This window comes from Ruegeria sp. BG6 (genome assembly GCF_056538465.1).
Genome location: NZ_JBQFTB010000008.1, coordinates 211,056 through 232,988, shown reverse-complemented (window position 1 = coordinate 232,988; position 21,933 = coordinate 211,056). Strand labels below are relative to the sequence as shown.

The window sequence follows — 21,933 nt, the reverse complement described above, 5'->3', positions numbered from 1 at the left end:
AGATGCCCCCAGTCTATCCTGAGCGTCTCAACCGTCTTTCCAGTCCGTCAGGCCGTCTCTCCGACCCGTCAGCACCGCCTCAGCAGCGCCGGTGAAGGGGGTTCTAAGCATAACACTTATCAGCCGCAAGCGAAAAAATAGAAGAAGTCGAAAAAAGTTCGAGAAAAAAAAATTTCTCATTTAAAAACATATAATTAAGTCGATGCTACGCTCGAAAACTACCGACTGCGGCATCGAAATGCACTAAACTCAGACAGCGAAGCATTTATCCACAAGCTTGCCCACAGACTCGCCCTTGGTCAGGCAGAGTCTGCCGTCCTGAACCGCATCAAGGCTTCGGTCATCGGAAGGCGCAAAGCCAGAAGACCAACGATCAGGCCCAGATAAACCAGCGGCTCGATCTGAAATCCCTTTGCCAACATCACATAGTGTAGCCCGCCCAGAATTGCCGCCGGATAGACAAGACGGTGCAGCTTGCGCCAAACCGGACCCAAATGCCGGACTGACCAATTGTTCGAGGTCAGCGCGAGCGGCAGTAAAAACAAGAAGCCGGCCATCCCGACAGTAATATAGGGGCGCTTGAGTATATCCGCCCAGATTTGACCCGGCACCTGTACGTCCAGAACAAGCCAGACCAGCAAGTGAAAACTAACATATCCAAATGTCAGAACACCGACTGCCCTGCGGAACTTCATCAGGTTCAGGCCCAGATGCTTGCGCAGCGGTGTGATTGCCAGTCCGAAAATCAACAACTGAAGAGCCATTTCGCCGTATTCATGCTCCAGGGCTTCAATGGGCTCCACGCCCAGACCACCGGTCAATCCCTGATAAAACAACCAGGGTGCCGGCAGGAAACCGACCAGATAGACCAGCCAGACCGGGATTCGTCGCAGGTGTTGATTCAAAAACTGCATGGTCTCAGTAGTTTTTCGCCAGATCCATGCCTTCGTAAAGACCGGCAACCTCTGTTTCATAACCATTGAACATCAGCGTGGGCTCCCGTTTTGCAAAAAGCCCGCCTCCGATGCGGCGCTCAGCGGCCTGCGACCAGCGCGGGTGATCCACATTCGGATTAACGTTACTGTAGAATCCATACTCTCGCGGGTTCGACATGTTCCAGCTGGTTGGTGGCTGCGTGTCTGTCAACGTTATCCGGACAATCGACTTGATGGATTTGAAGCCGTATTTCCACGGAACCACCAGACGCAGGGGTGCGCCATTCTGGTTCGGGATCGGCTTGCCATAGATGCCGGTCGCCATGATCGTCAACGGATGCATGGCTTCATCCAGACGCAACCCTTCGCGATAAGGCCATTCCAGGATCGGGTATTGCACCCCCGGCATTTCGTCGGGGCGATAGGCGGTTTCGAATGCCACGTATTTGGCACCCTCCTGAACCCCTGCCATGGCCAGCAGATCAGCCAGCTCAAACCCGTTCCAGGGGATAACCATTGACCACGCCTCGACGCAACGGAAACGGTAGATACGCTCCTCTACCGTCATTTCTGACATGATGTCCTTAAAGTCGTATTCGCCGGGGCGCTCAACCAGACCATCTATCTTCACGCTCCAGGGTTCGGTTTTCAGCGAAGCGCCATACTTTGCCGGGTCATCCTTGCCCGTGCCGAACTCATAGTAGTTGTTGTATGAGGTGATCTCTTCCCACGTGTTGGGCTCAAGCGTGTTCTGTGCAGCCGCAGGCTTTTTCATCGCTGTCAATCCGACACCGGCCAGACCGGCCATGACCTGCCGCCGGTTCAGAAACGCCGACTTCGGGGTGACGTCTGCATGTGTCAGTGTGTTTCTCCAGCGATACGCCATTTGGGTCTCCATAATCCGTATTTCCCGGGCTCGGGATCGCCCGCTCATACCACATTGTCACCGCTATATACGCTCCAATCTGATGACATTCTCGCAAGCTGACGCAGCTGTTACCCGTGTTACAGGGTGGATGGGCGGCCAAGATCCACAACGCTTTCATCTGGGCGCAATTTGATCGGCCCGTTGAAAAGCCTTCTCTTTACAAAGCAAATGCCGAGCGCGCAGTCTGTATCATGCTGTCAGATGCGAAATTGTCGCCTATGGAAATGACAGCCTGAAAGGGAGAGGACTAATGTGTGACATCTGCGTAGTTAACGCGGTCAAGGACCGCATGCTGTCAAGACGGGGATTCTTCAAGGCCGCGGCAGCGTCGGGCGCGGCGATTGCCGCAACGGGCGCGACCGCCTCTCTGGCCCTAGGTCATGGCAAGGTCGAAGATATGACCCATACACTAAGTGCCGATTTCCCAACCTGGGGAGGTGACCCCGGTTTTGCCGGTGATCAGGTTTTCAATTTTGGGGAACACGGGTTTAACCTGTTCAATCTTACAATAAACGAGCATACCGGCACGCATATCGACGCCCCACTGCATTTTTCCGCGGATGGCCTGTCTGTTGATGAAATACCGGTGACGGATCTTGTTGCCCCGCTCTGCGTGGTCGACATCGCAGCACGGGCCGCCGAAGATGCGGACACACTGCTTACGCCGGACGATCTGAAAGCGTGGATTGCAGCCAACGGCGACATTCCTGACGGAGCCTGCGTGGCAATGCATTCAGGTTGGGCAGGCAAGACAGCCACCGATGAGTTCCGCAATTTTGACGGCGAGGCCCAGCACTACCCAGGCTTTCACGTTGAAGCCGCGCAAATGCTGATGGAGGAGACCGGCGCACGCTCGATTGCGGTAGACACTTTGTCGTTGGACCACGGGATGTCGGCGGACTTTGCAACTCATTACGCCTGGCTTCCTTCCGGACGTTTCGGAATTGAATGCCTTGCCGGGCTTGATCTGGTACCTGCTTCGGGTGCGACCCTCGTCATAGGCGCGCCAAAACATGCAGGCGGGACAGGAGGACCCGCACGAATTTTTGCACTGATCTGACGACACCGGGACGATCAATAAAGGGCTCGCAGCGATGGTGAGCCCTTGCTGCTTGGGCAATTGCTTCAGCGAGACCTAAGCAGCCAATCGATTGAAGCCGCCTGAACCAAACATGTTTTGTCTTGACCTAAACCTACCTTGAGCAATCAGGGTGCATTCGAAGACCGGATAGCAATAGAAGGATTCGCATGTGCATGTCCTGACAATTCTTGATCATCCAGATCCCAAATCATTCACCGTCGCTGCGGCGCGGAGCTTTATGGAAGGTGCGACAGCGGCCGGTCACACCACCGAGCTTGGCGACCTGCATGCAGAAGGTTTTGATCCGCGCTGGTCCATGGCCGATGTAGAAGGAAATCTGGCCTCCGACGCGCTGTCAAACGTTGTTGCCGAGCAGTCGCGAATTGCGCGCGCCGACGCAATCTGCCTGGCTTTTCCCCTGTTTTGGTGGGGAATGCCGTCCATGATGAAAGGCTGGGTTGATCGCGTATGGACCTGGGGGTGGGCGTATGACCAGTTGAATGATCCCGAGAAATCGCTCCAGAGGCCTCGCACCGGAGTACTGTTGGTACCGGCAGGGGCCCGATCCGACGAAATGGAAAGCGCCGGGTATCTTCAGGCGCTGGAAACAAGCTGGATGCAGGGTACCTTTGGGTATTTTGGGTTTTCACCACGCAAGCTTGTTATTCTTCACGGATCGACCGGGTCGGAATCCCGGCGAAAGGCTCTGCTGGAAAAGTGCTACACTATCGGCCAGACCTTGCCCGCGCCTGAGAACCACTAGGATAAATATCAGCTCGTGGTATTGCTTGTTTGAACTCAATTGCGACGGCCGGAGCAATTTGATCGCCGCCCAAACCCGATCAGAATTTCAGACAAGATTGTTTGAATAGCCTGATAAACACTTACTTAAACGTCAGTGCATATTCTCTTTCAAATGCTCCACCATCAAGCTGGCAGAACTGGTTGCGGCCTCCAGGGACGAATGGGAATGTTCATCGCGGTAGAGTACGATCCCATCCTCACCAAAGTAGTTACAAACCGGCCCCGGGCAATAAAAGTCGAACAGATCCACAAAGATCGCAGTTTCGTTTTCCTCAAGCGTTGACAGTTCGGTGCGGACCCCGCCAACCCGTTTGAGAGTTTGCTCGCGCGTCAGGTAGTGGCATGGACCGCCATTGGGCGCAAACCACTGGGCAACTGCCACCTCGGGTGTGCATCGAGCCTCGCGGACAAGAGGCAAAGGACCAACAATTGCGAGCGAGATATCTTGTTCATTCAATTCACGGGCAAACCGCTGAATACCTTCCAAGTAACGCTGCAGAACCACGTCATCCTTCCCGCCTGAGCCGTACGAAAGCCCGCCAAGATCGCTAAGCATCAGAACCACATCCCCGACACGAAGTTCACGCACCAATTCAGGCACTGCGTCTTCCCAATAGTGTTGATTGGCTTCTTTCCATGGTCCATTGTAACCAAGCTCAGGCACTGGCTGTGCGCCCCAGCTTGAGGTTAACAGAACCGCCCAGTCTTCGGTTTCCGAAATCTCTCGAAATGCACCGCCAAAGGCGACGGAGAACGAGTTTCCGACCACCAGTATGCGCTTTTCAGCCGTTTCCCATGAACCGAAGACGCAGCCTTCAATTGGAATGGACCTCCCGACCTCGGTTGCGTCTCTGATAATACAAGGCCTTCCCTGCCAGACAGAACCATCATTTGCCTTCAACGGCGCCTCGAGGGTCGCCGGACCTTGTTGAGCAAGCGCCGGAGACACGCCGGAGTATAGGTTCCGGCTTACATCTGCTGACAAGACCCAAAGGGCAATCAACGTTGTGACCAGCGCAGAGGACCCAAAAAGGTAACCCGGCATTCTGGCTGCGGTCCACTTGGCATGGCGCAGAGGATTCTCGATAAACCGGTAGGACAGCGTAGCGGCCCCAAACATCACGAGAACAAAAAACGGTGCAGTGATCGCGGTTAGCCCGATCGTCCATTTGGCCAGAACGGCAACTGGCCAATGCCACAGATACAGCGAGTATGAGATCTTACCGACCCAGCGAAGCGGCGTATTCGAAAGCGCCTTCGAGAAGGTTCCGGTCCGGACCGGGAACAGCAACAAGATCGCCGACAAGACAACGGCAATGACCGTTGCAAAGTTGCGATTCAAATCGACCTGCAACGCAAACAAGATCAGCAACAGCCCCAGACAAACCGGAACGATCAGAGAGTTGAATCGCTGCGGTCGCCAATGTCTGATCAGCACGGCAATGGCCACACCCAGCCCCAGCTCCCAGGCCCGGAAGTAGATCATGTAAAAAGTGCCCACCGGATCCGCCTTGGCAGACAGCAAGTACGCGCCAAGCGACGCCAAGCAAAACACCGCCAATACCGTGATTGAAATCAGGTTCACCCTGCGCGGCAAAGCTGCTGATAGCGATAACCACGCAGCAAGTGGAAAGAGTATATAGAATTGTTCTTCAACACCAAGGGACCAGGTGTGTGTGAACAGGTTGAGATCCAGCAACCTGCCGAAATAATCAAATTGCTGATTATAAAAGAAAAAATTTGAAAGACCGACAGACGCCCAAAATGCGGTCTTCGTGTTGTCCTCCATGTCCTGAATAAAGAACGAACCCACTAGTGAGGACAGCAGAAGACACACAAACAAAGCCGGCGCCAGCCGCTTGAAGCGGCGCGCAAAGAAATGAGAAGCATTGGGCCAGAACTTCGTCCAATCCCAATCGATGATGGACCGAGCGATGACAAATCCGGAAATCACAAAAAAGACATCGACGCCCAGAAATCCGTAAGGAAGAAGATCGAGGCCGAGATGATCAATCAATACAGCCAGAACAGCAACGCCGCGAAGGCCTTCGATATCTCCGCGAAACTTGGATGGCTCCGCGCTGGAGCCATGGAAGTCTGTCTGTTGCATTGCGGTTTTCCGGGGTCGTCCTGCGTGACTGCCGTGGGTGAGCGATATGCGCCTTACCAGACTTTTGGTCAAAAAGACAAATAACCACCAATATGGCGGTTATTTATCAGTTCAAATGTCAGATCAGTGCACGACGGCATCATCCGGGCGGGGCCGTTCTGACGTACCCAGCCGGTCGCCGATGATCAGGCCATCAGGTCCGGCGGTGACCGGTACAGCCTCGCCATCCTTGATCTCACCGGCCAGCAACGCCTCGGCCAGCGGGTTTTGCAAGGCGCGCTGAATCACGCGCTTGAGCGGACGGGCACCGAAGACCGGGTCATAGCCTTCGTTCGCCAGCCACTCCTTCGCGCCATCGTCCAAAGCCAGCTCGATCTTGCGGGCAGCCAGACGTTTTTGCAGGCGCGCCATCTGGATATCGACGATGCCATCCATATCGGCCCGCTTGAGGCGGTCGAAGATGATGGTCTCATCCAGACGGTTCAGGAACTCGGGTCGGAAATGCGCCCGGACTGCATCCATCACGTCACGCCGCGCCTGCGCGCTGTCCGCGCCCTCGGGCAACTGGCTCAGGGCCTGCGACCCAAGGTTCGACGTCAGGATAATCAGCGTCTGCTTGAAGTCTACCGTGCGGCCCTGACCATCGGTCAGGACGCCATCGTCCAGAACCTGCAACAACACGTTGAAGACATCCGGGTGCGCTTTTTCGACTTCATCGAACAGCACGACCTGATAAGGCCTGCGCCGCACGGCTTCGGTCAGCACACCACCTTCGTCATAACCGACATAGCCCGGAGGGGCACCGATCAGACGGGCGACCGCGTGTTTCTCCATGAACTCGGACATGTCGATGCGCACCATCGCGTTGTCATCGTCGAACAGGAAGTTCGCCACGGCCTTGGTCAGTTCGGTCTTACCCACACCGGTCGGGCCGAGGAACAGGAACGAGCCCAGTGGGCGGCCTTCGTCATTCAGACCGGCACGGGCCCGGCGAACGGCGTTGGCCACGGCAGTGACCGCCGCATCCTGACCGATCACGCGGGAATGCAGATCATCTTCCATCCGCAGCAGCTTCTCACGCTCGCCCTCCAGCATTTTCGAGGTCGGGATACCGGTCCAGCGCTCGACCACCGAAGCGATCTGTTCTGGGCGCACCGTTTCCTCGGCCATCATCTCGCTGCTTTCGGCGTTCTCGGCCTCGGTCAACTTCTTTTCAAGCTCGGGGATGACGCCGTAAGACAGCTCACCCGCTTTGGCGAGGTTGCCTTCGCGCTTGGCGATCTCCAAGTCAGCCCGCGCTTTGTCGAGTTGTTCTTTCAGATCCCGCGCGCCTGCCAGCTTGTCGCGTTCTGCCTGCCACTGGGCGGTCATCTCAGCGGATTTCTCCTGCAGGTCGGCCAGGTCCTTTTGCAAGGTTTCCAGACGATCCTTGGAGGCCGCATCATCCTCAAGCTTCAGCGCCTCTTCCTCGATCTGCATCTGCAGAATCTGGCGATCCAGCTGATCGAGCTCCTCGGGCTTGGAATCCACCTCCATCCGCAGACGCGACGCCGCCTCATCGACAAGGTCGATGGCCTTATCGGGCAGGAAGCGGTCGGTGATATAGCGATGCGACAAAGTCGCCGCCGAGACCAGCGCCGAGTCCGAGATGCGCACGCCATGGTGCAGCTCGTATTTCTCCTTGATGCCGCGCAGAATGCTGATCGTGTCCTCGACCGACGGCTCCTGCACCATCACAGGCTGAAACCGGCGCGCAAGGGCCGCGTCTTTTTCGACGTACTTGCGGTATTCGTCCAGCGTGGTCGCACCGATACAATGCAACTCACCCCGGGCAAGCGCGGGCTTGATCAGGTTGGCGGCATCCATCGCGCCTTCGGATTTACCCGCACCGACCAGCGTGTGCATCTCATCGATGAACAGGATGATCTCACCAGCGGCCTCGGTCACCTCGGTCAAAACGGCCTTGAGGCGTTCTTCGAACTCGCCCCGATACTTCGCACCGGCGATCAGCGCACCCATATCGAGCGCCAGCAGCTTCTTGTCCTTCAGCGATTCCGGCACGTCACCGTTGATGATGCGCAAGGCCATACCCTCGGCTATCGCGGTCTTACCGACACCAGGCTCCCCGATCAGAACCGGGTTGTTCTTGGTGCGGCGCGACAGAACCTGCATCGAGCGGCGGATTTCCTCATCCCGCCCGATGATCGGGTCGATCTTGCCTTCGGCAGCGGCCTCGGTCAGGTCGCGCGCGTATTTCTTGAGCGCGTCATAGCCCTCTTCCGCCGACGCGGTGTCAGCGGTACGACCCTTACGGATATCGTTTATCGCTTCGTTAAGCTTCTGGGCGGATACGGCCCCGGCTTCCAATGCCTCTTTGGCCTTGGATTTCACCATGCACAGCGCCATCAACACGCGTTCGACCGGCACAAAACTGTCGCCTGCTTTGGTGGCGAGCTTCTCGGCCTCGGCCAACACCTTGGCTGTCTGGCCGTCCATGTAAATCTGGCTCGCGTCGCCGCTGACTTTTGGAATCTTGCCCATTGCGGTGTCCAGCGCCTCGACCACACGGCCTGGCGCGCCGCCCGCGCGCGTGATCAGATTGCTTGCCAGCCCCTGATCATCATCCATCAATGCTTTGAGTATATGTGTGGGCTCCAACCTCTGATGCCCTTCGCGCAGCGCAATGGTCTGCGCGGCCTGCACGAATCCCCGTGCCCGCTCGGTGAACTTATTCAAGTCCATATTATTCTCCTTTTCTCAAGCGCCCTGAATGTGATGCGCCCGCTTGGCGGCACGCTTCGGTCTGGGCCTCACATTCAATTTGGGAAATGTCTTCACGGCTTCAAGGGGCCAGGTTTCAATATTCGGCCTTATCCCCGCGGTATTGAGTAAACCGTGTAGCCGCCGGTCTCAGCCATTTGCCTGGCTTCGTACATGTCCAAAAGCGATTGCGCCGCATCGCTGCCCGTCGGGCACGACACCAGATCGGCGGTATGATCCAGAAATTCGACGGTAAATTCGGTCTCGCCTGTGAGCTGGCACCAGTCATCCTCTGATCGATATCCACGCACCAGCAGCAGATCATCATTGGTCGGGGCCGGGGCAGCGCCTGTGTCAGGTGTATTGACGCGCGGCGCCTCATCACACGCGAAAAGCGCCAGGGCCGCCCCAAGCAAAATCAGTTTCTTCATATCGCGGTTCCCTATTCATTATCACGAATTGGCAGGATCATAGCACAGAGTTGAATCCTCTAAGTGATTTGCATCACCCGGTTATCATGCATGGACAGAGTGTAACGAACCCGTTAGGACGCAGACGTTTGCCAAATAGGAGCCTGCCCATGTCCGATGACCGCCTGATCGTTGCCCTTGATGTTCCGAATGCCCTGCAAGGGTTGGCCATGGCCGAGCGGCTGGGCGACAGCGTTTCTTTCTACAAGATCGGACTAGGCATGTTGACCGGCGGTGGGTTGGCGCTGGCCAACGAACTGAAGCAGGACCACGGAAAACGCATCTTTCTGGACATGAAGCTGTTCGACATCGGCAACACGGTGGAAAACGCGGTACGGGGTCTGGCCCAGTTCGACTTGGATTTTCTGACCGTCCATGGCGACCCGCATGTTGTACGCGCCGCAAAAGAAGGTGCTGCGGTCAAAGACCTCAAGATTCTGGCCGTGACGATCCTGACTTCGCTGAACCGGGATGACCTGGATTCCAGCCTGTTGAAAGCGGGCGACGTGCAGGAGCTTGTTGTTGAGCGTGCCGCCAAGGCCTTCGAAGCCGGAGCGGACGGCGTCATTGCAAGCCCACAGGAAGCAGCCCTGATCCGCGCCCTGCCTCAGGCCGAAGGTCGGCTGATAGTTACGCCTGGTGTCCGCCCTGCAGGGGCCGCTTTGGGCGACCAGAAACGCGTGGCCACACCTGCCAGCGCCATCGGCGACGGGGCCGATCATATCGTGGTTGGCCGTCCGATTTATCAGGCAGACGACCCAAAAGCAGCAGCCGAGGCCGTTTTGGCAGAGCTAAATTCTTTGACCAGGAACTAATCTGGCATGGATGATTGACGTAGCCGATACAGACAAATCGGCTCGCAACGCCTTGACCTTAGGTCAATTTTGGTGACAGCCGCGCCAAATCGTCCCTGTGCCTGAAAACACACATGAAAAACACAAGTTCACAACGCAGGCTCTCAACCCTGTCGTAATTGTAAGTTTTGCGCGATTCTGTAGGGGTATACTCCCCAACGGGCCATTTCTTCCTGAGGTCCGTTACCTCCCCCCGCGCAAATGCGGGGGGTCTTCTTTGGCAAAATCCAGGTCTCCCATCACTGCGCGACGCCCGACAAGAGGTCCCGCAATCAGCGGCGTTTACCGGATGCGCAACCACTTCAAAAATCTCGCCCATGGCGCAATCCGCAAGCACATCATGGCCTTCGCGCCGACGCGGCGAAGATCTCAGGAACCCGTTTAAGGAATACTCCGTAAGTCGTTTCGGTGAATCACCACCGATTCTGGTTCAGAAAACAGCACCGCCTTTTGCCGTGTCGAAAACCATGTGCCGCTTTTGCTTTGTTCTGAACCACGTTAGAATCTAGAGGATTGCTCGGGTGAACCAAGCCCGCGCCGGGCGAGGAAGTGACTGAAATGCCTGCTCTCTGTCAGGACTGCCTTACACAAATGGAAGCCGGAAGCAGGTGCCCGTCCTGCGGCAGCCCGCGCGTCAAATCGCATCCGGAGCTTTTTGAGCTGAACATCGCGCACATGGACTGCGATGCCTTCTATGCCTCGGTCGAAAAAAGGGACAACCCTGAACTCGCAGATAAGCCGGTTATCATTGGCGGCGGCAAACGCGGGGTCGTGTCCACCGCCTGCTATGTGGCGCGCATTCGGGGCGTGCGATCGGCCATGCCGATGTTCAAGGCATTGCAGCTGTGCCCCGACGCGGTGGTCATCAAACCGCGCATGTCGGTTTATGCGGACGTGTCACGTCAGATCCGGTCGATGATGGATGAACTGACCCCGGTTGTGGAGCCATTGTCGCTGGATGAAGCCTTTATGGACCTGTCGGGAACCTATCGCCTGCACGGCGCCCCACCAGCAGTGATGCTGGCGCGGTTGGTCAAGCGCATGAAAGATGAGCTGGGCCTGACCGGGTCAATCGGACTGAGTCACAACAAGTTTCTGGCCAAGGTTGCATCCGACCTTGATAAACCGCGCGGATTTTCAGTGATCGGCAAGGCCGAGACTGCAGAATTCCTGCACAACAAGCCTGTACGGCTGATCTGGGGCATTGGCCCTGCGGCCCAGGACTCTCTGGATCGGGCTGGCATTCGCAGCTTTGCCGATTTGTTGCGTTGGGATCAGGAGGCTTTGACCGCACGGTTCGGGTCGATGGGTTATCGTTTGTGGCACCTGGCGCGCGGGCAGGACAAGCGCCGCGTTTCCGGCAATGAGCCGATGAAATCAATCAGCAATGAAACGACTTTCTTCGAGGATACGGCCAGTATCGACATTCTGGACGGGCATTTGTGGCGTATGTCCGAGAAAGTGGCCGACAGGGCCAAGGCCAAGGGGTTGGCGGGACGGGTCGTTACACTGAAACTCAAGAAGGCCAATCACAAGATCATAACAAGGCGCGTTTCCCTGCGGGACGCGACTCAGATCGCCGACCGCATCTATCGAACGGCACGCGGGCTTTTTGATCAGGTCGGAGATCAGGGACCATACCGCCTGCTTGGCTGCGGATTGTCGGATCTGTGCCCCGAACACCAGGCCGACATTTCGGGCGACCTGCTGGACCCCGGTGCGGCAAAGCGGTCACAGGCAGAGCGGGCCACAGATGAAATCCGACGACGTTTCGGATCTGAGGCGATCGTGAAAGGGCGCGCGTTGCGCTAGGGCTATTCGGCAGCCAGACGGGCCGGCTCGGCGCCGATGCAGGCAATCTCTGAGATCACATCGCGCAGTATGGTGCGGAATTCATCGAAATTTTCGCTGGGTTCAATGGTGTCTTCGTTCATATACAGCGACCGGTCGATTTCAATTTGAACCGCATGCTGATGGCGTACTGGGCGACCATAGGTCTGGGTCACGTAAGCACCGGCAAACGGGGCATTGCGCGCTACATTCAACCCAGCCGATGCAAAGGCTGCTTCGATTCGATCGACGACCTCACCAGTCGCCGATGCCCCGAACCGATCGCCAAGAACAATTTCCGGCCGCTTGGACTGTGCATTGCTGGCCATGGCGACGGCTTCATGTGGCATCGAATGGCAATCGATCAAAATAGCCTGCCCAAATGCCTCGTGCGATTCTGACAAAAGGGACTTCAGGCGTGCGTGATACGGGCGCCAGCATGTGTCGATCCGCAGGCGTGCTTCGTCCATCGTCAGTTTCCCGCGATAGATGGCCCGACCGTTGGCAACCACGCGCGGAATCACACCCAACCCGGACGCAACACGCGGGTTGTGACCATGTCTGCGCGCGCCTTCGATCAGGGCCGGATCCAGTTCATCAGCACTGCGATTCAGGTCCAAGTATGCGCGCGGCATTGCAGCCGATATCAGCGGCGCACCAAATTCGGATGCCGGGGCAAACAGCTGATCGACAAAAGCATCCTCCGAGGATCGAATCACGCTTTGGCTTAACACTGTCTTCTTGAGCAGGGACTCAGGGTAGACGCGCCCGCTGTGTGGAGAGGAAAACACCACGCATGACGTACGCTTGACGGGCAATTCCAATATATAGGCTGCGTTCGACATGGTGACTCCTTGTTCGCACTCAACATAGACCGGAAAATAGTTCTTCCAAACCCCTTGAACCCCTTTGCGACTCCTTTTATAGACCCCGCTACCGGCGCGGGGTTCCGCGCCCCATTTCGTTATGGGGCACATCTCGCAAAGGTAAGTGGGCGGTTAGCTCAGCGGTAGAGCACTTCGTTGACATCGAAGGGGTCACAAGTTCGATCCTTGTACCGCCCACCATCGTTTTCACTGCTTCGGGTCTGACCCGGGGCACCCGCTAACCCAGGCGCTGGCCACGTCTCTGATGAAGGCGCCGCAGATTGGAGACAGACCATGAAGGTCAAGAACTCGCTCCGCTCGCTCAAGAACCGGCACCGTGACTGCCGTGTTGTGCGTCGCAAAGGCCGCGTCTACGTGATCAACAAGACGCAGCGCAAGTTCAAAGCTCGTCAGGGCTAAGAACTGCATTGAACCGCTAAAAGAAACCGCGCCGTTGAGCGCGGTTTTTTTGTTGTCTGCATTAGTCCCCACAACATGGTACGCTTGCCTCATTTGATCGGAGCGCGAATTCCATGAGAGGACAAGGCGTCGACATACTGGTCGGAACGACCAAAGGCACATTCATCATCACCAGCGACCATGACAGGTCGAATTGGAAGGTTTCAGGCCCGCATTGCGATGGCTGGCCGATAAACCATGTGATCGGCGACGCAGAAACGGGCCTGCTTTGGGCCGGTGGCGGCAGCGATTGGCACGGCGCGGGCATCTGGCGGTCTGAAGACGGTGGTGAAACTTGGGAAGTGACAAGGCTCACCACCGGTCAGAGGGACGAATGGGCCAGCAATGACCCTGATTTCGCCAAGATGGTCGGCTGGACCGGCGAACCTATGCCTTTCACCGACGCATTTTCACAAATCTGGTCGCTGAGCTACGGGCACGGCACGTTGTATGCAGGCGCCAAACCAGCGCGTTTGCTGACCAGCCATGACAACGGGCGGACGTGGGAGACTGTCGAAGGCCTTACCAACCATCCTTCAGCGCCAGACTGGAATCCAGGGGGCGCCGGATTGGTATTGCACACAATCCTGGCAGACCCGGGTGACAGCCAAAAACTCTGGGTCGGCATCTCAGCGGCGGGGGTCTTTGCGTCAGAAGACGGGGGCAGGAACTGGGAACGGCGCAACCGGCTGTCCAACGCGGAAAGCTGTGATCACCACAATCATCCTGCGGCCCCAAGAGATGGTGAGACAGGCCATTGCGTGCACAACATGGTGAAGGCCCCGAAGACCACGGACTTGTTGTACCAACAGAATCACCACGGGGTCTGGCGCTCGGCCGACGGGGGGCGCAGTTGGGAGGATATTACCGAGGGCCTTCCATCGACTTTCGGGTTTCCGATTCACGTTCATCCGCGAGATCCCGGTACGATCTGGACTTTGCCCCTGAACGGCGACAGCATCGGCCGCTATCCACCCCACGCAGCAGCAGCGGTTTGGAAATCCACTGACGGCGGCGCGACATGGCAAGATCAACGGCACGGGCTGCCGCAGGAAAGCTGCTATTTTACGGTACTGCGTCAGGCTATGGCAGGAGACAGCCGAGACCCCGCAGGGGTTTATTTTGGGACAAACAGCGGGTCTGTTTTTGCGACCGGTGATGAAGGGGACACCTGGAACGAAGTGGCCCGACATTTGCCGACCATTCTCTCTGTTGAGGTTCTGGACCACGAATAGATCATTCGTGGCGATGAGACACTGATCCAATCACGGCCAGCGGCTCGATTGGTCATGAAGAGTGTGAAGACACAAGCTGTGCCATTTTTACCGAGTAAATTTGTCAGATTTCCTTGCATCCTTCTGAGAATCGTATAATTGACCAATTCAGTCGGATAACGATCCACTACAACTTCAATCGTTGGGAAATATGATGCTGAAATCCTCTACATGCGTTGCTGCCGCTCTGACGGCTCTGATTGCAACCTCCGCCACCGCTGACGGCGAGCTGAACCTCTATTCTTCGCGCCACTACGACACGGATGAGCGTCTTTACACCGATTTTGAAGATGCCACCGGGATCACCATCAATCGCATCGAAGGCAAGGCAGACGAACTGATCGCTCGGATGGAAGCCGAAGGCGCAAATTCTCCGGCCGATATCCTGCTGACAGTTGACACATCACGCCTTGCGCGCGCCAAGAACGCAGGCATTCTGCAGACCGTGGACAGCGAAGTACTGGAAGACCGCATTCCGGCAAATCTTCAGGACGAAGACAATCAATGGTATGGATTTTCGCAGCGCGCCCGCATCATCTTCTTTGACAAGGAAGGCGTCGCCAACCCGCCGGCTACTTACCTGGACCTGGCCAAACCCGAATTCAAAGGTCAGGTCTGCATTCGTTCGTCCAGCAACACCTACAACCAAACCCTGCTGGCCTCGATCATTACCAACCACGGCGCTGAAGAAGCAAAAAAATGGGCCGAAGGTGTCGTTGCCAACATGGCGCGTGACCCACAGGGTGGTGACACAGACCAACTCCGTGGCATCGTCTCGGGTGAATGCGAAATCGCGGTGTCCAATTCCTACTATTTCGCACGTGCCTTACGTAAGGACGTGAAGGGCCTGAGCGACCAGATTGACATGATCGGCGTGCAATTCCCCGCTCAGGACGCCGAAGGCGCACATATGAACCTTTCCGGCGCGGGCGTTGCGGCACATGCCCCAAACAAGGAAAACGCAATCAAGTTTCTTGAATATCTTGCCAGCGAACAGGCTCAGGAATACTTCTCGTCCGGTAATGACGAATTCCCGGCTGTAGAAGGTGTTGCTCTGGCTGAGCCGGTCGCTGCTCTGGGTGAGTTCAAGGCTGACAGTGTCAACCTGTCCGAAGTTGCCAAGAACATTCCGGATGCGCAGAAGATCTTCAATGAGGTCGGCTGGAAATAAGCTGGCTCCATTCGAGCGGGAACGAGGCGCGGTCAGACGCGCCTCTTTTTCTATTGATTAAGGCTAAAAATCTGCCAGTATTCCCAAATAAGGGAAAATTTCTCGATTCTGAAAAATGCTGGATAACATCTCGAACCGGCTTGCAAGCCAGCTGAGTGAACTGCGCAGAAGACAGGGCTGGTCCCTGGACCAATTGGCCGGCCGCAGCGGACTTAGCCGGGCGACCCTGTCCCGCCTGGAAAAAGGCGATGTCAGCCCGACAGCGGAAAGCCTCGGGCGTTTGTGCGCAGCCTACCGGTTGCCCATGTCCCGGCTTTTAATGATGGTCGAAGACAGTTTCGACCCCAAAATTCCGCTCGAACGACAGGCCGAATGGCGCGATCCGGAAACCGGTTTCACACGGCGCTCGGTTTCACCGCCAGCACCCGGGCTCAGCGGTGAAGTTCTGGAATGTCACTTGCCGCGGAACACCGTGATTTCCTATGACGCACCCCCCAATCCGGGGCAAGAACACCATTTGGTCGTATTGGACGGCGGCCTTTCCCTGACGCTGGATGAAACAACACATGAACTGGCCGGAGGAGATTGCCTGCGGTATCACCTGTCTGGCCCGACCCGGTTTGAAACCGGCGCACTGAAAGGTGCGCGTTATATTCTGGTGTTGTTGTGATACAGCGGCTTGACGAAAACAGCTTTGAAGCCGCCCTGCCCGATCTCAGCGAGATACTCCACGCCTGCGTTCATGCAGGGGCCAGTATTGGCTTCATTCTCCCTTTTTCCCACGAGGATGCGCGGGCGTATTGGCTGGACAGGGTTCTGCCGGACTTACAGGCCGGTCTGTTGGATCTGTTTGTGTATCTGGACCGGGGCCGCGTTTTGGGAACGGTCCAGCTTGTTCCCGCCGCGATGCCAAACCAACCGCATCGCGCGGATGTAGCCAAATTGCTGGTTCACCCCGATGCAAGAAGGCGCGGTCTTGGGCGAAAACTGATGGCAGCGCTTGAGGGGCGTGCGATCGAACGCGGCAGATCCGTATTGGTTCTGGATACGCGCAGCACAGACCCTTCCAGAATCTTGTACCAAAGCATTGGATTCCGGAGTGCCGGGGAAATCCCAAATTACTGCCGCAACCCCTTTGAAGACCGCCTGGAACCCACAACGTTCATGTTCAAATTGCTGGAATAAGAACGGCGCATGAGGGTTGTCGAACCCACAGTTCAATGTTTTGCTTATCATCAGTGAGTTTAGAAGATCGTGTGGTGCGGGTGGAGGGCACTGAACAATGCTTCCAGAGCAGTCCGTGAAGTTCCGAGGTTTTTGGAAAACTTAAAATTTTCTGCTGTTTACAGTTTTGTTTTTGTTCCGGGTTGTTCCAAATTGATCCCTGATATACAAGATATTGAAATGGGACTGAAAGTTGGACCAAAGGACGGCCCCTTCCATATATGCGTCAAGCGAACAAACTAAGTGGAGCTAAAGTCAAGACTGCCGATGCCGGTAAATATGGTGACGGTGGCGGCTTGTGGCTGCACAAGCGCGATGTCAAACATGGAAAATGGGTACTGCTCGTAACTGTTCACGGACGCCGTCGGGAAATGGGCCTTGGCGCCTACCCCGCTGTGTCACTGAAAGAAGCTAGGGAAAACGCTGAAAAGTGGCGAATGGTGGCGCGGAAAAACTTGGACCCCATAAAAGAACGGGAACGCGAGCGCAGGCAACTTGAGCTAAACACGCACCTACTAAAGGACATTGCTCTCGATGCATTCGAGTCCCGCAAGGCTGAACTAAAAGCTGACGGCAAAGCTGGACGCTGGTTTTCGCCTCTGAATCTGCACATTTTGCCGAAGCTCGGGAAAGTACCGGTTGCAGATATCGACCAGATTGACATTCGCGACACTCTGGCACCGATTTGGCATGAAAAGGCTGAAACCGCCAGCAAAGCCATGGACCGCCTGGGGATATGTCTTAAACATGCCGCAGCTCTTGGATTGGACGTGGATCTGCAAGCTACCATGAAAGCCCGTGCGCTTTTGGGAAAGCAGCGTCACAAGCCAAAGAACATTCCCGCTCTGCCTTGGGCAGACGTGCCGGTTTTTTATACCAGCTTGAATGAAGGCACGACGACACACCTTGCATTGCGATTATTGATCCTAACAGCAGTTCGTTCTGGGCCAGTTCGCAATGCTCACGAGGACCAGTTCGAAAATAACATTTGGACGATCCCTGCTGAGATAATAAAAGGCCGCAGAGATGCTACTGAAGACTTTCGAGTCCCACTGTCGGATTCTGCTTTGGAAGTGATTGAAACTGCCAAAAAACAATCGCGCGATGGGTTCCTTTTCCCAAGTGCCCGCAAGGGCGTCATTTCAGATGCAACAATGTCCCGCCTGATGGAGCGCAGGGGTATGGAAGCGCGCCCACACGGTTTCCGGTCAAGCTTTAGAGATTGGGTGGCTGAGAAAACAAGTACACCACACGAAGTTGCCGAAACTTGCCTGGGTCACGTCGTAGGCGGAGCCGTTGAACGAGCGTATCGGCGTACTGACCATTTGGACCAAAGGAGGAAACTCATGCAGCGGTGGGCGGATTTCACGACCAATAGGTAATCAGGCGATGCAAGGATAAGTGGATGACCTCGAGTGAAGAAATCTTTCCACCTTCTGATGATGATGGCTGTCAACCGTTTCGCGACATAGCGGATTATTTGGGATGTAACCTCAACTCTGTTTTCAATGCATACCAAGGTTTGCCAATTCCTGCATGGTCGACTCCGGAACATCAACGAGCTTTAAAGAATGCTGCAGGCAAGCTGAACGAGGCCGTTAGGCACGCTGAGAACCTTGTAAGGTCCCTGGATCGCCTATCTAGCAGAGAACTGAGTTTTTTGATCCAAGCTGGAACAATTACACCACACCAAATTGAGTTTCTGATTCAAAAAATGCAGCAAGACGCCGACCAAATCGTCGGCCGGAGAGACGAGCTGCCATCTTCTACAAGCAGAAATCATGCGGCCTACATCGTTTCCGAGGGTGTAAGGCGGCTCTTTCGACGTCTCAGAGCAGAAATTTCTTATGGGCAAAGCGCCGACAGCGGCGCGCCATCCGGCGAGTTTTGCAAAACTGTCGAGTTCGCAATCGGCGCTTTCGGAATCGTGGCGAGTTGGAGAGGCCCCGCAAAGGAAGCCTGGGAGAAACAACTCGCTATTGAGAACCGTTACAGGCTTATGAAAATGAAAAAGCATATCTTGGATGCCCATCTCAGTTCAGCACGCGAGGAGATTAATTTGTCAGGTGTGCAAATTGACTATGAAGGAACTGGAAACAACAAACGAGCTCTTGTCTCAATACGCGAGCGCCCGGATATCCCTCCCATTCCTTTGAAACTGTCTTGGTTTTCGTCTGGCGTAGAGGTCAAAAGGTATGCGAGCGAACTCGCTGAAAGACTCTCCAACCCGGGCTAATACCAACTCCGTACACAGTATTTCTTAGTTCGTATTTTCACAAAGCGGCCCGCATTCCTCATCTTTCCGACAGAAGCCAAAGCAATTGCGCTAAGGCAGAGGAAAGAGGACCGGCAATGACTGAACGCATTCTACGCCGCCCCTAGGTCGAATTGGTTACCGGGATATCCCGCAGCACAATCTACGAAAAAATGAACCCGAAGAGCGCATACTTTGATGCCTCTTTTCCAACGCCAGTTCGGCTTGGCCCAAAATCGGTTGGATGGAAAGAAACGGAAATTCAAAGCTGGATTTCAACTCTTTCCGAAGTATCGGCCTAAAAACCCCCATCCGAGGCACGGGCAGAGGCGAATTCTTTTGGACGGTACTGAGAGAATAGCCGAAAGCCCAATGTCTTTCAGCAAAAGAAGGACAATAAATGGTTACTTTCGAGCAAAACCAAACAATCAGAACTGAACTCCCACCCTCAAACGCATTGCGAGTATTTCGCTGGGCAGACCTTCCCAACTTGACGGCCCCAGCGCTGTACCGGGTGACAGATCCTGGTCAGGAACCGCGTGAAATCTACGCGCCCAAGCACAAGCGCCAAGTCCTTGAGGGCTTAATGCGCTCGCCATTGTACCCAGCGAGCGATTGCCGCCTGTCAGACAAAGTGCTGCCCGTCCGCCGTGACGACGGCGTAAACATCGTATGCAAGCTGTATGCCAATGACCCGGAAACAGGTCACGAGCGCTTCGGGATTTATTTCCTCGTCAGCAAAGTTGAGAGGATCGAGACGCAGGGAGCAGCGGCATGAGGACCATTGAACTGCAAACCCGTACCATTCGCCGCAAACACGGTCTGTCAGAGGCCGCAGCTCGGCTAATTGCAACATTTCACTTTGGGGAGGGCCGCTAATGGCCCTCATTTCCCAAATCCCCAAAAACAGCCGCGAGGAATACCGTGTCAGCCGGGATGACTTCCGGGGGAACGACCTTAATAACATCCGCGTCTACTTCATCTCCGAGGACGGCGAGATGCGCCCTGGCAAACAAGGTTTAGCCTTCAAGGCTGAGTTGTTGCCCGACTTCATTGACGCGCTCAGCCAGGCGGAGGCTACGTAGATGGGCGGCGGGTACAAAGCATACAAACGTGGCGGTCCTCGCCACGTTCAACTGATGGAGTGGCTTCAGACTTCGCCGGCCTGGGCCACCCTCAAGCCTGGGCCACGCGCGTTGTATGTCGAACTGAGACGCCGCTTCAATGGCGGCAACAACGGCGAGATATTCCTCAGCCATCGTGACGCTGCGAAAGCGCTGAACGTCGACCGGAAAACCGTCGCCGGGTACTTCGATATCCTAATCGAGCGCGGCTTCATTGTTGTCACACGTGGGCACTGCCTCGGGCCCTCCGGCATCAGTCAATCTGCCACCTATCGTTTGACCGAAGAGAAGACGTCAGAGGGTTCGGCAACGAAGGAATTCATGCGGTGGAAGCCGACCCAAAAAAAGAAAAGGCCCCGGGTAAAAACTCCCCATTCCTTGGGGGAAAATTTACCCGTGGTTGGGGGAAAAGTTCCCCATTTGGAAAATCAAAGGCGTAAAAATTCCCCCGCTTTTGGCCCAAATGGGGCGTCTGCCGTGGGTAAAAACTCCCCCATATATACATCTAGCCATATACCCCTGAACGAAGTGGACGCTTTTGAGCGGCTGGTTCTGGGTCTGGGGCTTTGCGGGCAAGCGACACGAAGCAACTCCATTGCAACACCTGATTTGCAGGGTGTCGTGCATATCAATCAAGCAAATGAGGAACGAGCATGACGGATGAACCCGAACGAATAAACGTGGCCAATACGTACACGGATGAGAGCGGTAAGTTTGCTCAAGGCAACCCCGGTAAGCCCCGAGGAACCCGGCACAGGGTCACACGGGCAGTCGAGGAACTGCTGGAGGGTCAATCTGAGCAAATCACCCAAAAAGCGGTTGAGTTGGCACTAGAGGGCGACAGCACGGCCCTGCGTCTATGCCTGGAGCGAATAGCGCCGACCAGAAAAGACGCGCCGGTCAACTTTGACCTTCCGCCCATCAAGACGGCTAAAGACGCCTCAGAAGCAGCTCAGGCGGTTCTACAGGCCGTTTCTCAGGGTGAAGTGACACCATTGGAAGGCGCAACGGTCATGGGGTTGGTTGAGCAGTTCCGGCGCGTTCTGGAAACGACCGAACTGGAACGCCGGTTAGCGGCATTGGAGGCAGCAAAATGAGTATCCGGAATAGACTGGCGACATTGGAAAGCAGGAAAGCTGTAAGCGCCGTAACGACGTCGGGCGCGTCGTACCAACTAACCAAGAAACTGCAAAACACCGCAGAACGGATGCGAGACATTCCATTGGTACAATTGACGGCTAAGGCATCCCCCGTCGAGCTTGCAGCCCTCATTCTGGATGGCCGGGTGGACGACGAAGTAGCACGCCAATGCGTCCAACTTTCTCAGCAATCAGACTCCAGTGCCATTCTTTTCAAAGCAATTTTGGAGGCAGCCGGTTGTTCCGGCACAACGTCAGTTGAGAAGGCGTAATATGAGTATCAGGCTTCGATTGAACAAAATGGAAGCGAAATCGCCCAGCATTCCGGATCGCCCCGTAGTTTTCTATGAGATTTCCGGCATCAAGAAAGGCACCGAGGAAAGCTCTCGAGTGGTGGAACGAGCGCCCGGACCTGCAAGGGTCTGCGGACTTGGCCTTGGTCATATCTATCCCAAAGACGGCGAAACCCGAACAGAGTTCAGACGGCGTGTCTATGCTGTTAGAGCAGGTGGCAAACTCATTGAAGACATGACAGACGGGGAGAGACTAAAGGCATTCGTTGCAGCGGACCTCGAAGTAAATGGCGGCAATTGCCACGACTAGTATACGCATCAGAAAACCGAAACGGCATTGGGCTGCGTATTGGACTC

24 protein-coding genes and 1 tRNA gene are annotated in these 21,933 nt (G+C 55.7%); 19 read left to right on the top strand and 6 right to left on the bottom strand.

Features of this window, described 5'->3' with window-relative positions; translation table 11 throughout:
* Positions 1-299: 299 nt before the first annotated feature.
* Positions 300-914 carry a protein-methionine-sulfoxide reductase heme-binding subunit MsrQ gene (msrQ, locus tag ACR0JW_RS15625; RefSeq protein WP_170681473.1) on the bottom strand — a complete coding sequence of 205 codons (615 nt, stop codon included), beginning with the start codon at positions 912-914 and terminating at the stop codon, positions 300-302.
* 4 nt (positions 915-918) lie between these two features.
* Positions 919-1,821 carry a protein-methionine-sulfoxide reductase catalytic subunit MsrP gene (gene msrP / locus ACR0JW_RS15620; protein WP_480714160.1) on the bottom strand — a complete coding sequence of 301 codons (903 nt, stop codon included), beginning with the start codon at positions 1,819-1,821 and terminating at the stop codon, positions 919-921.
* A 292-nt stretch (positions 1,822-2,113) separates the two neighbouring features.
* Here msrP and ACR0JW_RS15615 point away from each other — a divergent pair, with 292 nt between their 5' ends.
* Positions 2,114-2,923, top strand: coding sequence for a cyclase family protein (locus tag ACR0JW_RS15615; protein ID WP_480714159.1), 810 nt, complete (start codon positions 2,114-2,116; stop codon positions 2,921-2,923).
* A 190-nt stretch (positions 2,924-3,113) separates the two neighbouring features.
* Positions 3,114-3,707, top strand: a complete 594-nt coding sequence (locus ACR0JW_RS15610) for an NAD(P)H-dependent oxidoreductase (RefSeq protein WP_170681468.1) — start codon at positions 3,114-3,116, stop codon at positions 3,705-3,707.
* Positions 3,708-3,839: 132 nt separating this feature from the next.
* On the opposite strand, the gene ACR0JW_RS15605 is transcribed toward ACR0JW_RS15610, so the two are convergent.
* The 3 genes from ACR0JW_RS15605 to ACR0JW_RS15595 all read right to left on the bottom strand — a co-directional run bounded on the left by ACR0JW_RS15605 (position 3,840) and on the right by ACR0JW_RS15595 (position 9,049).
* Entirely contained in the window at positions 3,840-5,858 is a 2,019-nt protein-coding gene (locus ACR0JW_RS15605; protein ID WP_480714158.1) for an acyltransferase family protein, read from the bottom strand.
* Between the two features lie 123 nt (positions 5,859-5,981).
* The gene (gene clpB, locus ACR0JW_RS15600) at positions 5,982-8,600 is read right to left on the bottom strand and encodes an ATP-dependent chaperone ClpB (RefSeq protein WP_170681462.1); all 2,619 of its coding nucleotides are present in this window, start codon (positions 8,598-8,600) and stop codon (positions 5,982-5,984) included.
* A 128-nt stretch (positions 8,601-8,728) separates the two neighbouring features.
* Entirely contained in the window at positions 8,729-9,049 is a 321-nt protein-coding gene (locus ACR0JW_RS15595) for a hypothetical protein (protein ID WP_170681460.1), read from the bottom strand.
* A gap of 149 nt (positions 9,050-9,198) precedes the next feature.
* Here ACR0JW_RS15595 and pyrF point away from each other — a divergent pair, with 149 nt between their 5' ends.
* Both pyrF and ACR0JW_RS15585 read left to right on the top strand, forming a co-directional pair.
* On the top strand, positions 9,199-9,903 hold the full coding sequence (pyrF, locus tag ACR0JW_RS15590; RefSeq protein WP_170681457.1) for an orotidine-5'-phosphate decarboxylase: 705 nt from the start codon (positions 9,199-9,201) through the stop codon (positions 9,901-9,903).
* A gap of 597 nt (positions 9,904-10,500) precedes the next feature.
* Positions 10,501-11,754 carry a DNA polymerase IV gene (locus tag ACR0JW_RS15585; RefSeq protein ID WP_170825429.1) on the top strand — a complete coding sequence of 418 codons (1,254 nt, stop codon included), beginning with the start codon at positions 10,501-10,503 and terminating at the stop codon, positions 11,752-11,754.
* Between the two features lie 2 nt (positions 11,755-11,756).
* Here the strand turns inward: ACR0JW_RS15585 and ACR0JW_RS15580 are convergent, their stop codons facing one another.
* Positions 11,757-12,617: an N-formylglutamate amidohydrolase gene (locus tag ACR0JW_RS15580; RefSeq protein ID WP_170681453.1), complete on the bottom strand. Its 861-nt coding sequence runs from the start codon at positions 12,615-12,617 to the stop codon at positions 11,757-11,759.
* Positions 12,618-12,764: 147 nt separating this feature from the next.
* On the opposite strand from ACR0JW_RS15580, the gene ACR0JW_RS15575 reads away from it, so the two are divergent.
* The 15 genes from ACR0JW_RS15575 (at position 12,765) to ACR0JW_RS15505 (ending at position 21,886) form a co-directional block, all read left to right on the top strand.
* Positions 12,765-12,839 (top strand) — tRNA-Val (locus ACR0JW_RS15575).
* A gap of 93 nt (positions 12,840-12,932) precedes the next feature.
* Positions 12,933-13,058 (top strand): type B 50S ribosomal protein L36, encoded by a 126-nt coding sequence (gene ykgO / locus ACR0JW_RS15570; protein ID WP_005648635.1) that lies wholly within the window; start codon positions 12,933-12,935, stop codon positions 13,056-13,058.
* Positions 13,059-13,171: 113 nt separating this feature from the next.
* Positions 13,172-14,332: a sialidase family protein gene (locus ACR0JW_RS15565; RefSeq protein WP_170681451.1), complete on the top strand. Its 1,161-nt coding sequence runs from the start codon at positions 13,172-13,174 to the stop codon at positions 14,330-14,332.
* Between the two features lie 193 nt (positions 14,333-14,525).
* Positions 14,526-15,542, top strand: coding sequence for a Fe(3+) ABC transporter substrate-binding protein (locus ACR0JW_RS15560; protein ID WP_170611010.1), 1,017 nt, complete (start codon positions 14,526-14,528; stop codon positions 15,540-15,542).
* Positions 15,543-15,657: 115 nt separating this feature from the next.
* A complete protein-coding gene (locus ACR0JW_RS15555; protein ID WP_170681449.1) occupies positions 15,658-16,212 on the top strand; it encodes an XRE family transcriptional regulator in 555 nt (184 codons plus the stop codon).
* Positions 16,209-16,727, top strand: coding sequence for a GNAT family N-acetyltransferase (locus tag ACR0JW_RS15550; RefSeq protein WP_170681447.1), 519 nt, complete (start codon positions 16,209-16,211; stop codon positions 16,725-16,727). Before ACR0JW_RS15555 ends, ACR0JW_RS15550 begins: the two co-directional genes overlap by 4 nt.
* A 260-nt stretch (positions 16,728-16,987) precedes the next feature.
* Entirely contained in the window at positions 16,988-18,148 is a 1,161-nt protein-coding gene (locus ACR0JW_RS15545; protein WP_170681445.1) for a site-specific integrase, read from the top strand.
* A 23-nt stretch (positions 18,149-18,171) separates the two neighbouring features.
* Positions 18,172-19,002, top strand: a complete 831-nt coding sequence (locus ACR0JW_RS15540; protein ID WP_480714157.1) for a hypothetical protein — start codon at positions 18,172-18,174, stop codon at positions 19,000-19,002.
* 152 nt (positions 19,003-19,154) lie between these two features.
* Positions 19,155-19,322 carry an AlpA family phage regulatory protein gene (locus ACR0JW_RS15535; RefSeq protein ID WP_480714156.1) on the top strand — a complete coding sequence of 56 codons (168 nt, stop codon included), beginning with the start codon at positions 19,155-19,157 and terminating at the stop codon, positions 19,320-19,322.
* A gap of 98 nt (positions 19,323-19,420) precedes the next feature.
* Positions 19,421-19,798: a hypothetical protein gene (locus tag ACR0JW_RS15530; protein WP_170681441.1), complete on the top strand. Its 378-nt coding sequence runs from the start codon at positions 19,421-19,423 to the stop codon at positions 19,796-19,798.
* Between the two features lie 100 nt (positions 19,799-19,898).
* The gene (locus ACR0JW_RS15525) at positions 19,899-20,105 is read left to right on the top strand and encodes a transcriptional coactivator p15/PC4 family protein (RefSeq protein WP_170681439.1); all 207 of its coding nucleotides are present in this window, start codon (positions 19,899-19,901) and stop codon (positions 20,103-20,105) included.
* Positions 20,106-20,801 carry a hypothetical protein gene (locus ACR0JW_RS15520; RefSeq protein ID WP_480714155.1) on the top strand — a complete coding sequence of 232 codons (696 nt, stop codon included), beginning with the start codon at positions 20,106-20,108 and terminating at the stop codon, positions 20,799-20,801.
* Positions 20,798-21,241 carry a hypothetical protein gene (locus tag ACR0JW_RS15515; protein ID WP_480714154.1) on the top strand — a complete coding sequence of 148 codons (444 nt, stop codon included), beginning with the start codon at positions 20,798-20,800 and terminating at the stop codon, positions 21,239-21,241. The genes ACR0JW_RS15520 and ACR0JW_RS15515 overlap by 4 nt, the downstream gene beginning before the upstream one ends.
* The gene (locus ACR0JW_RS15510) at positions 21,238-21,555 is read left to right on the top strand and encodes a hypothetical protein (RefSeq protein ID WP_170825428.1); all 318 of its coding nucleotides are present in this window, start codon (positions 21,238-21,240) and stop codon (positions 21,553-21,555) included. The genes ACR0JW_RS15515 and ACR0JW_RS15510 overlap by 4 nt, the downstream gene beginning before the upstream one ends.
* 1 nt (position 21,556) lies before the next feature.
* Positions 21,557-21,886 carry a hypothetical protein gene (locus tag ACR0JW_RS15505; RefSeq protein ID WP_170825427.1) on the top strand — a complete coding sequence of 110 codons (330 nt, stop codon included), beginning with the start codon at positions 21,557-21,559 and terminating at the stop codon, positions 21,884-21,886.
* Positions 21,887-21,933: the final 47 nt, after the last annotated feature.

Coding starts and splice junctions, on each gene's coding strand:
- ACR0JW_RS15515 (WP_480714154.1), top strand. CDS start 20,798: ATGACGGATGAACCCGAACGAATAAACGTGGCCAATACGTACACGGAT.
- ykgO (WP_005648635.1), top strand. CDS start 12,933: ATGAAGGTCAAGAACTCGCTCCGCTCGCTCAAGAACCGGCACCGTGAC.
- ACR0JW_RS15555 (WP_170681449.1), top strand. CDS start 15,658: ATGCTGGATAACATCTCGAACCGGCTTGCAAGCCAGCTGAGTGAACTG.
- ACR0JW_RS15530 (WP_170681441.1), top strand. CDS start 19,421: ATGGTTACTTTCGAGCAAAACCAAACAATCAGAACTGAACTCCCACCC.
- ACR0JW_RS15565 (WP_170681451.1), top strand. CDS start 13,172: ATGAGAGGACAAGGCGTCGACATACTGGTCGGAACGACCAAAGGCACA.
- ACR0JW_RS15605 (WP_480714158.1), bottom strand. CDS start 5,858: ATGCAACAGACAGACTTCCATGGCTCCAGCGCGGAGCCATCCAAGTTT.
- ACR0JW_RS15595 (WP_170681460.1), bottom strand. CDS start 9,049: ATGAAGAAACTGATTTTGCTTGGGGCGGCCCTGGCGCTTTTCGCGTGT.
- ACR0JW_RS15615 (WP_480714159.1), top strand. CDS start 2,114: ATGTGTGACATCTGCGTAGTTAACGCGGTCAAGGACCGCATGCTGTCA.
- clpB (WP_170681462.1), bottom strand. CDS start 8,600: ATGGACTTGAATAAGTTCACCGAGCGGGCACGGGGATTCGTGCAGGCC.
- ACR0JW_RS15545 (WP_170681445.1), top strand. CDS start 16,988: ATGCGTCAAGCGAACAAACTAAGTGGAGCTAAAGTCAAGACTGCCGAT.
- ACR0JW_RS15525 (WP_170681439.1), top strand. CDS start 19,899: ATGGCCCTCATTTCCCAAATCCCCAAAAACAGCCGCGAGGAATACCGT.
- msrP (WP_480714160.1), bottom strand. CDS start 1,821: ATGGCGTATCGCTGGAGAAACACACTGACACATGCAGACGTCACCCCG.
- ACR0JW_RS15560 (WP_170611010.1), top strand. CDS start 14,526: ATGCTGAAATCCTCTACATGCGTTGCTGCCGCTCTGACGGCTCTGATT.
- ACR0JW_RS15585 (WP_170825429.1), top strand. CDS start 10,501: ATGCCTGCTCTCTGTCAGGACTGCCTTACACAAATGGAAGCCGGAAGC.
- msrQ (WP_170681473.1), bottom strand. CDS start 914: ATGCAGTTTTTGAATCAACACCTGCGACGAATCCCGGTCTGGCTGGTC.
- ACR0JW_RS15505 (WP_170825427.1), top strand. CDS start 21,557: ATGAGTATCAGGCTTCGATTGAACAAAATGGAAGCGAAATCGCCCAGC.
- ACR0JW_RS15510 (WP_170825428.1), top strand. CDS start 21,238: ATGAGTATCCGGAATAGACTGGCGACATTGGAAAGCAGGAAAGCTGTA.
- ACR0JW_RS15520 (WP_480714155.1), top strand. CDS start 20,106: ATGGGCGGCGGGTACAAAGCATACAAACGTGGCGGTCCTCGCCACGTT.
- ACR0JW_RS15540 (WP_480714157.1), top strand. CDS start 18,172: ATGACCTCGAGTGAAGAAATCTTTCCACCTTCTGATGATGATGGCTGT.
- ACR0JW_RS15580 (WP_170681453.1), bottom strand. CDS start 12,617: ATGTCGAACGCAGCCTATATATTGGAATTGCCCGTCAAGCGTACGTCA.
- pyrF (WP_170681457.1), top strand. CDS start 9,199: ATGTCCGATGACCGCCTGATCGTTGCCCTTGATGTTCCGAATGCCCTG.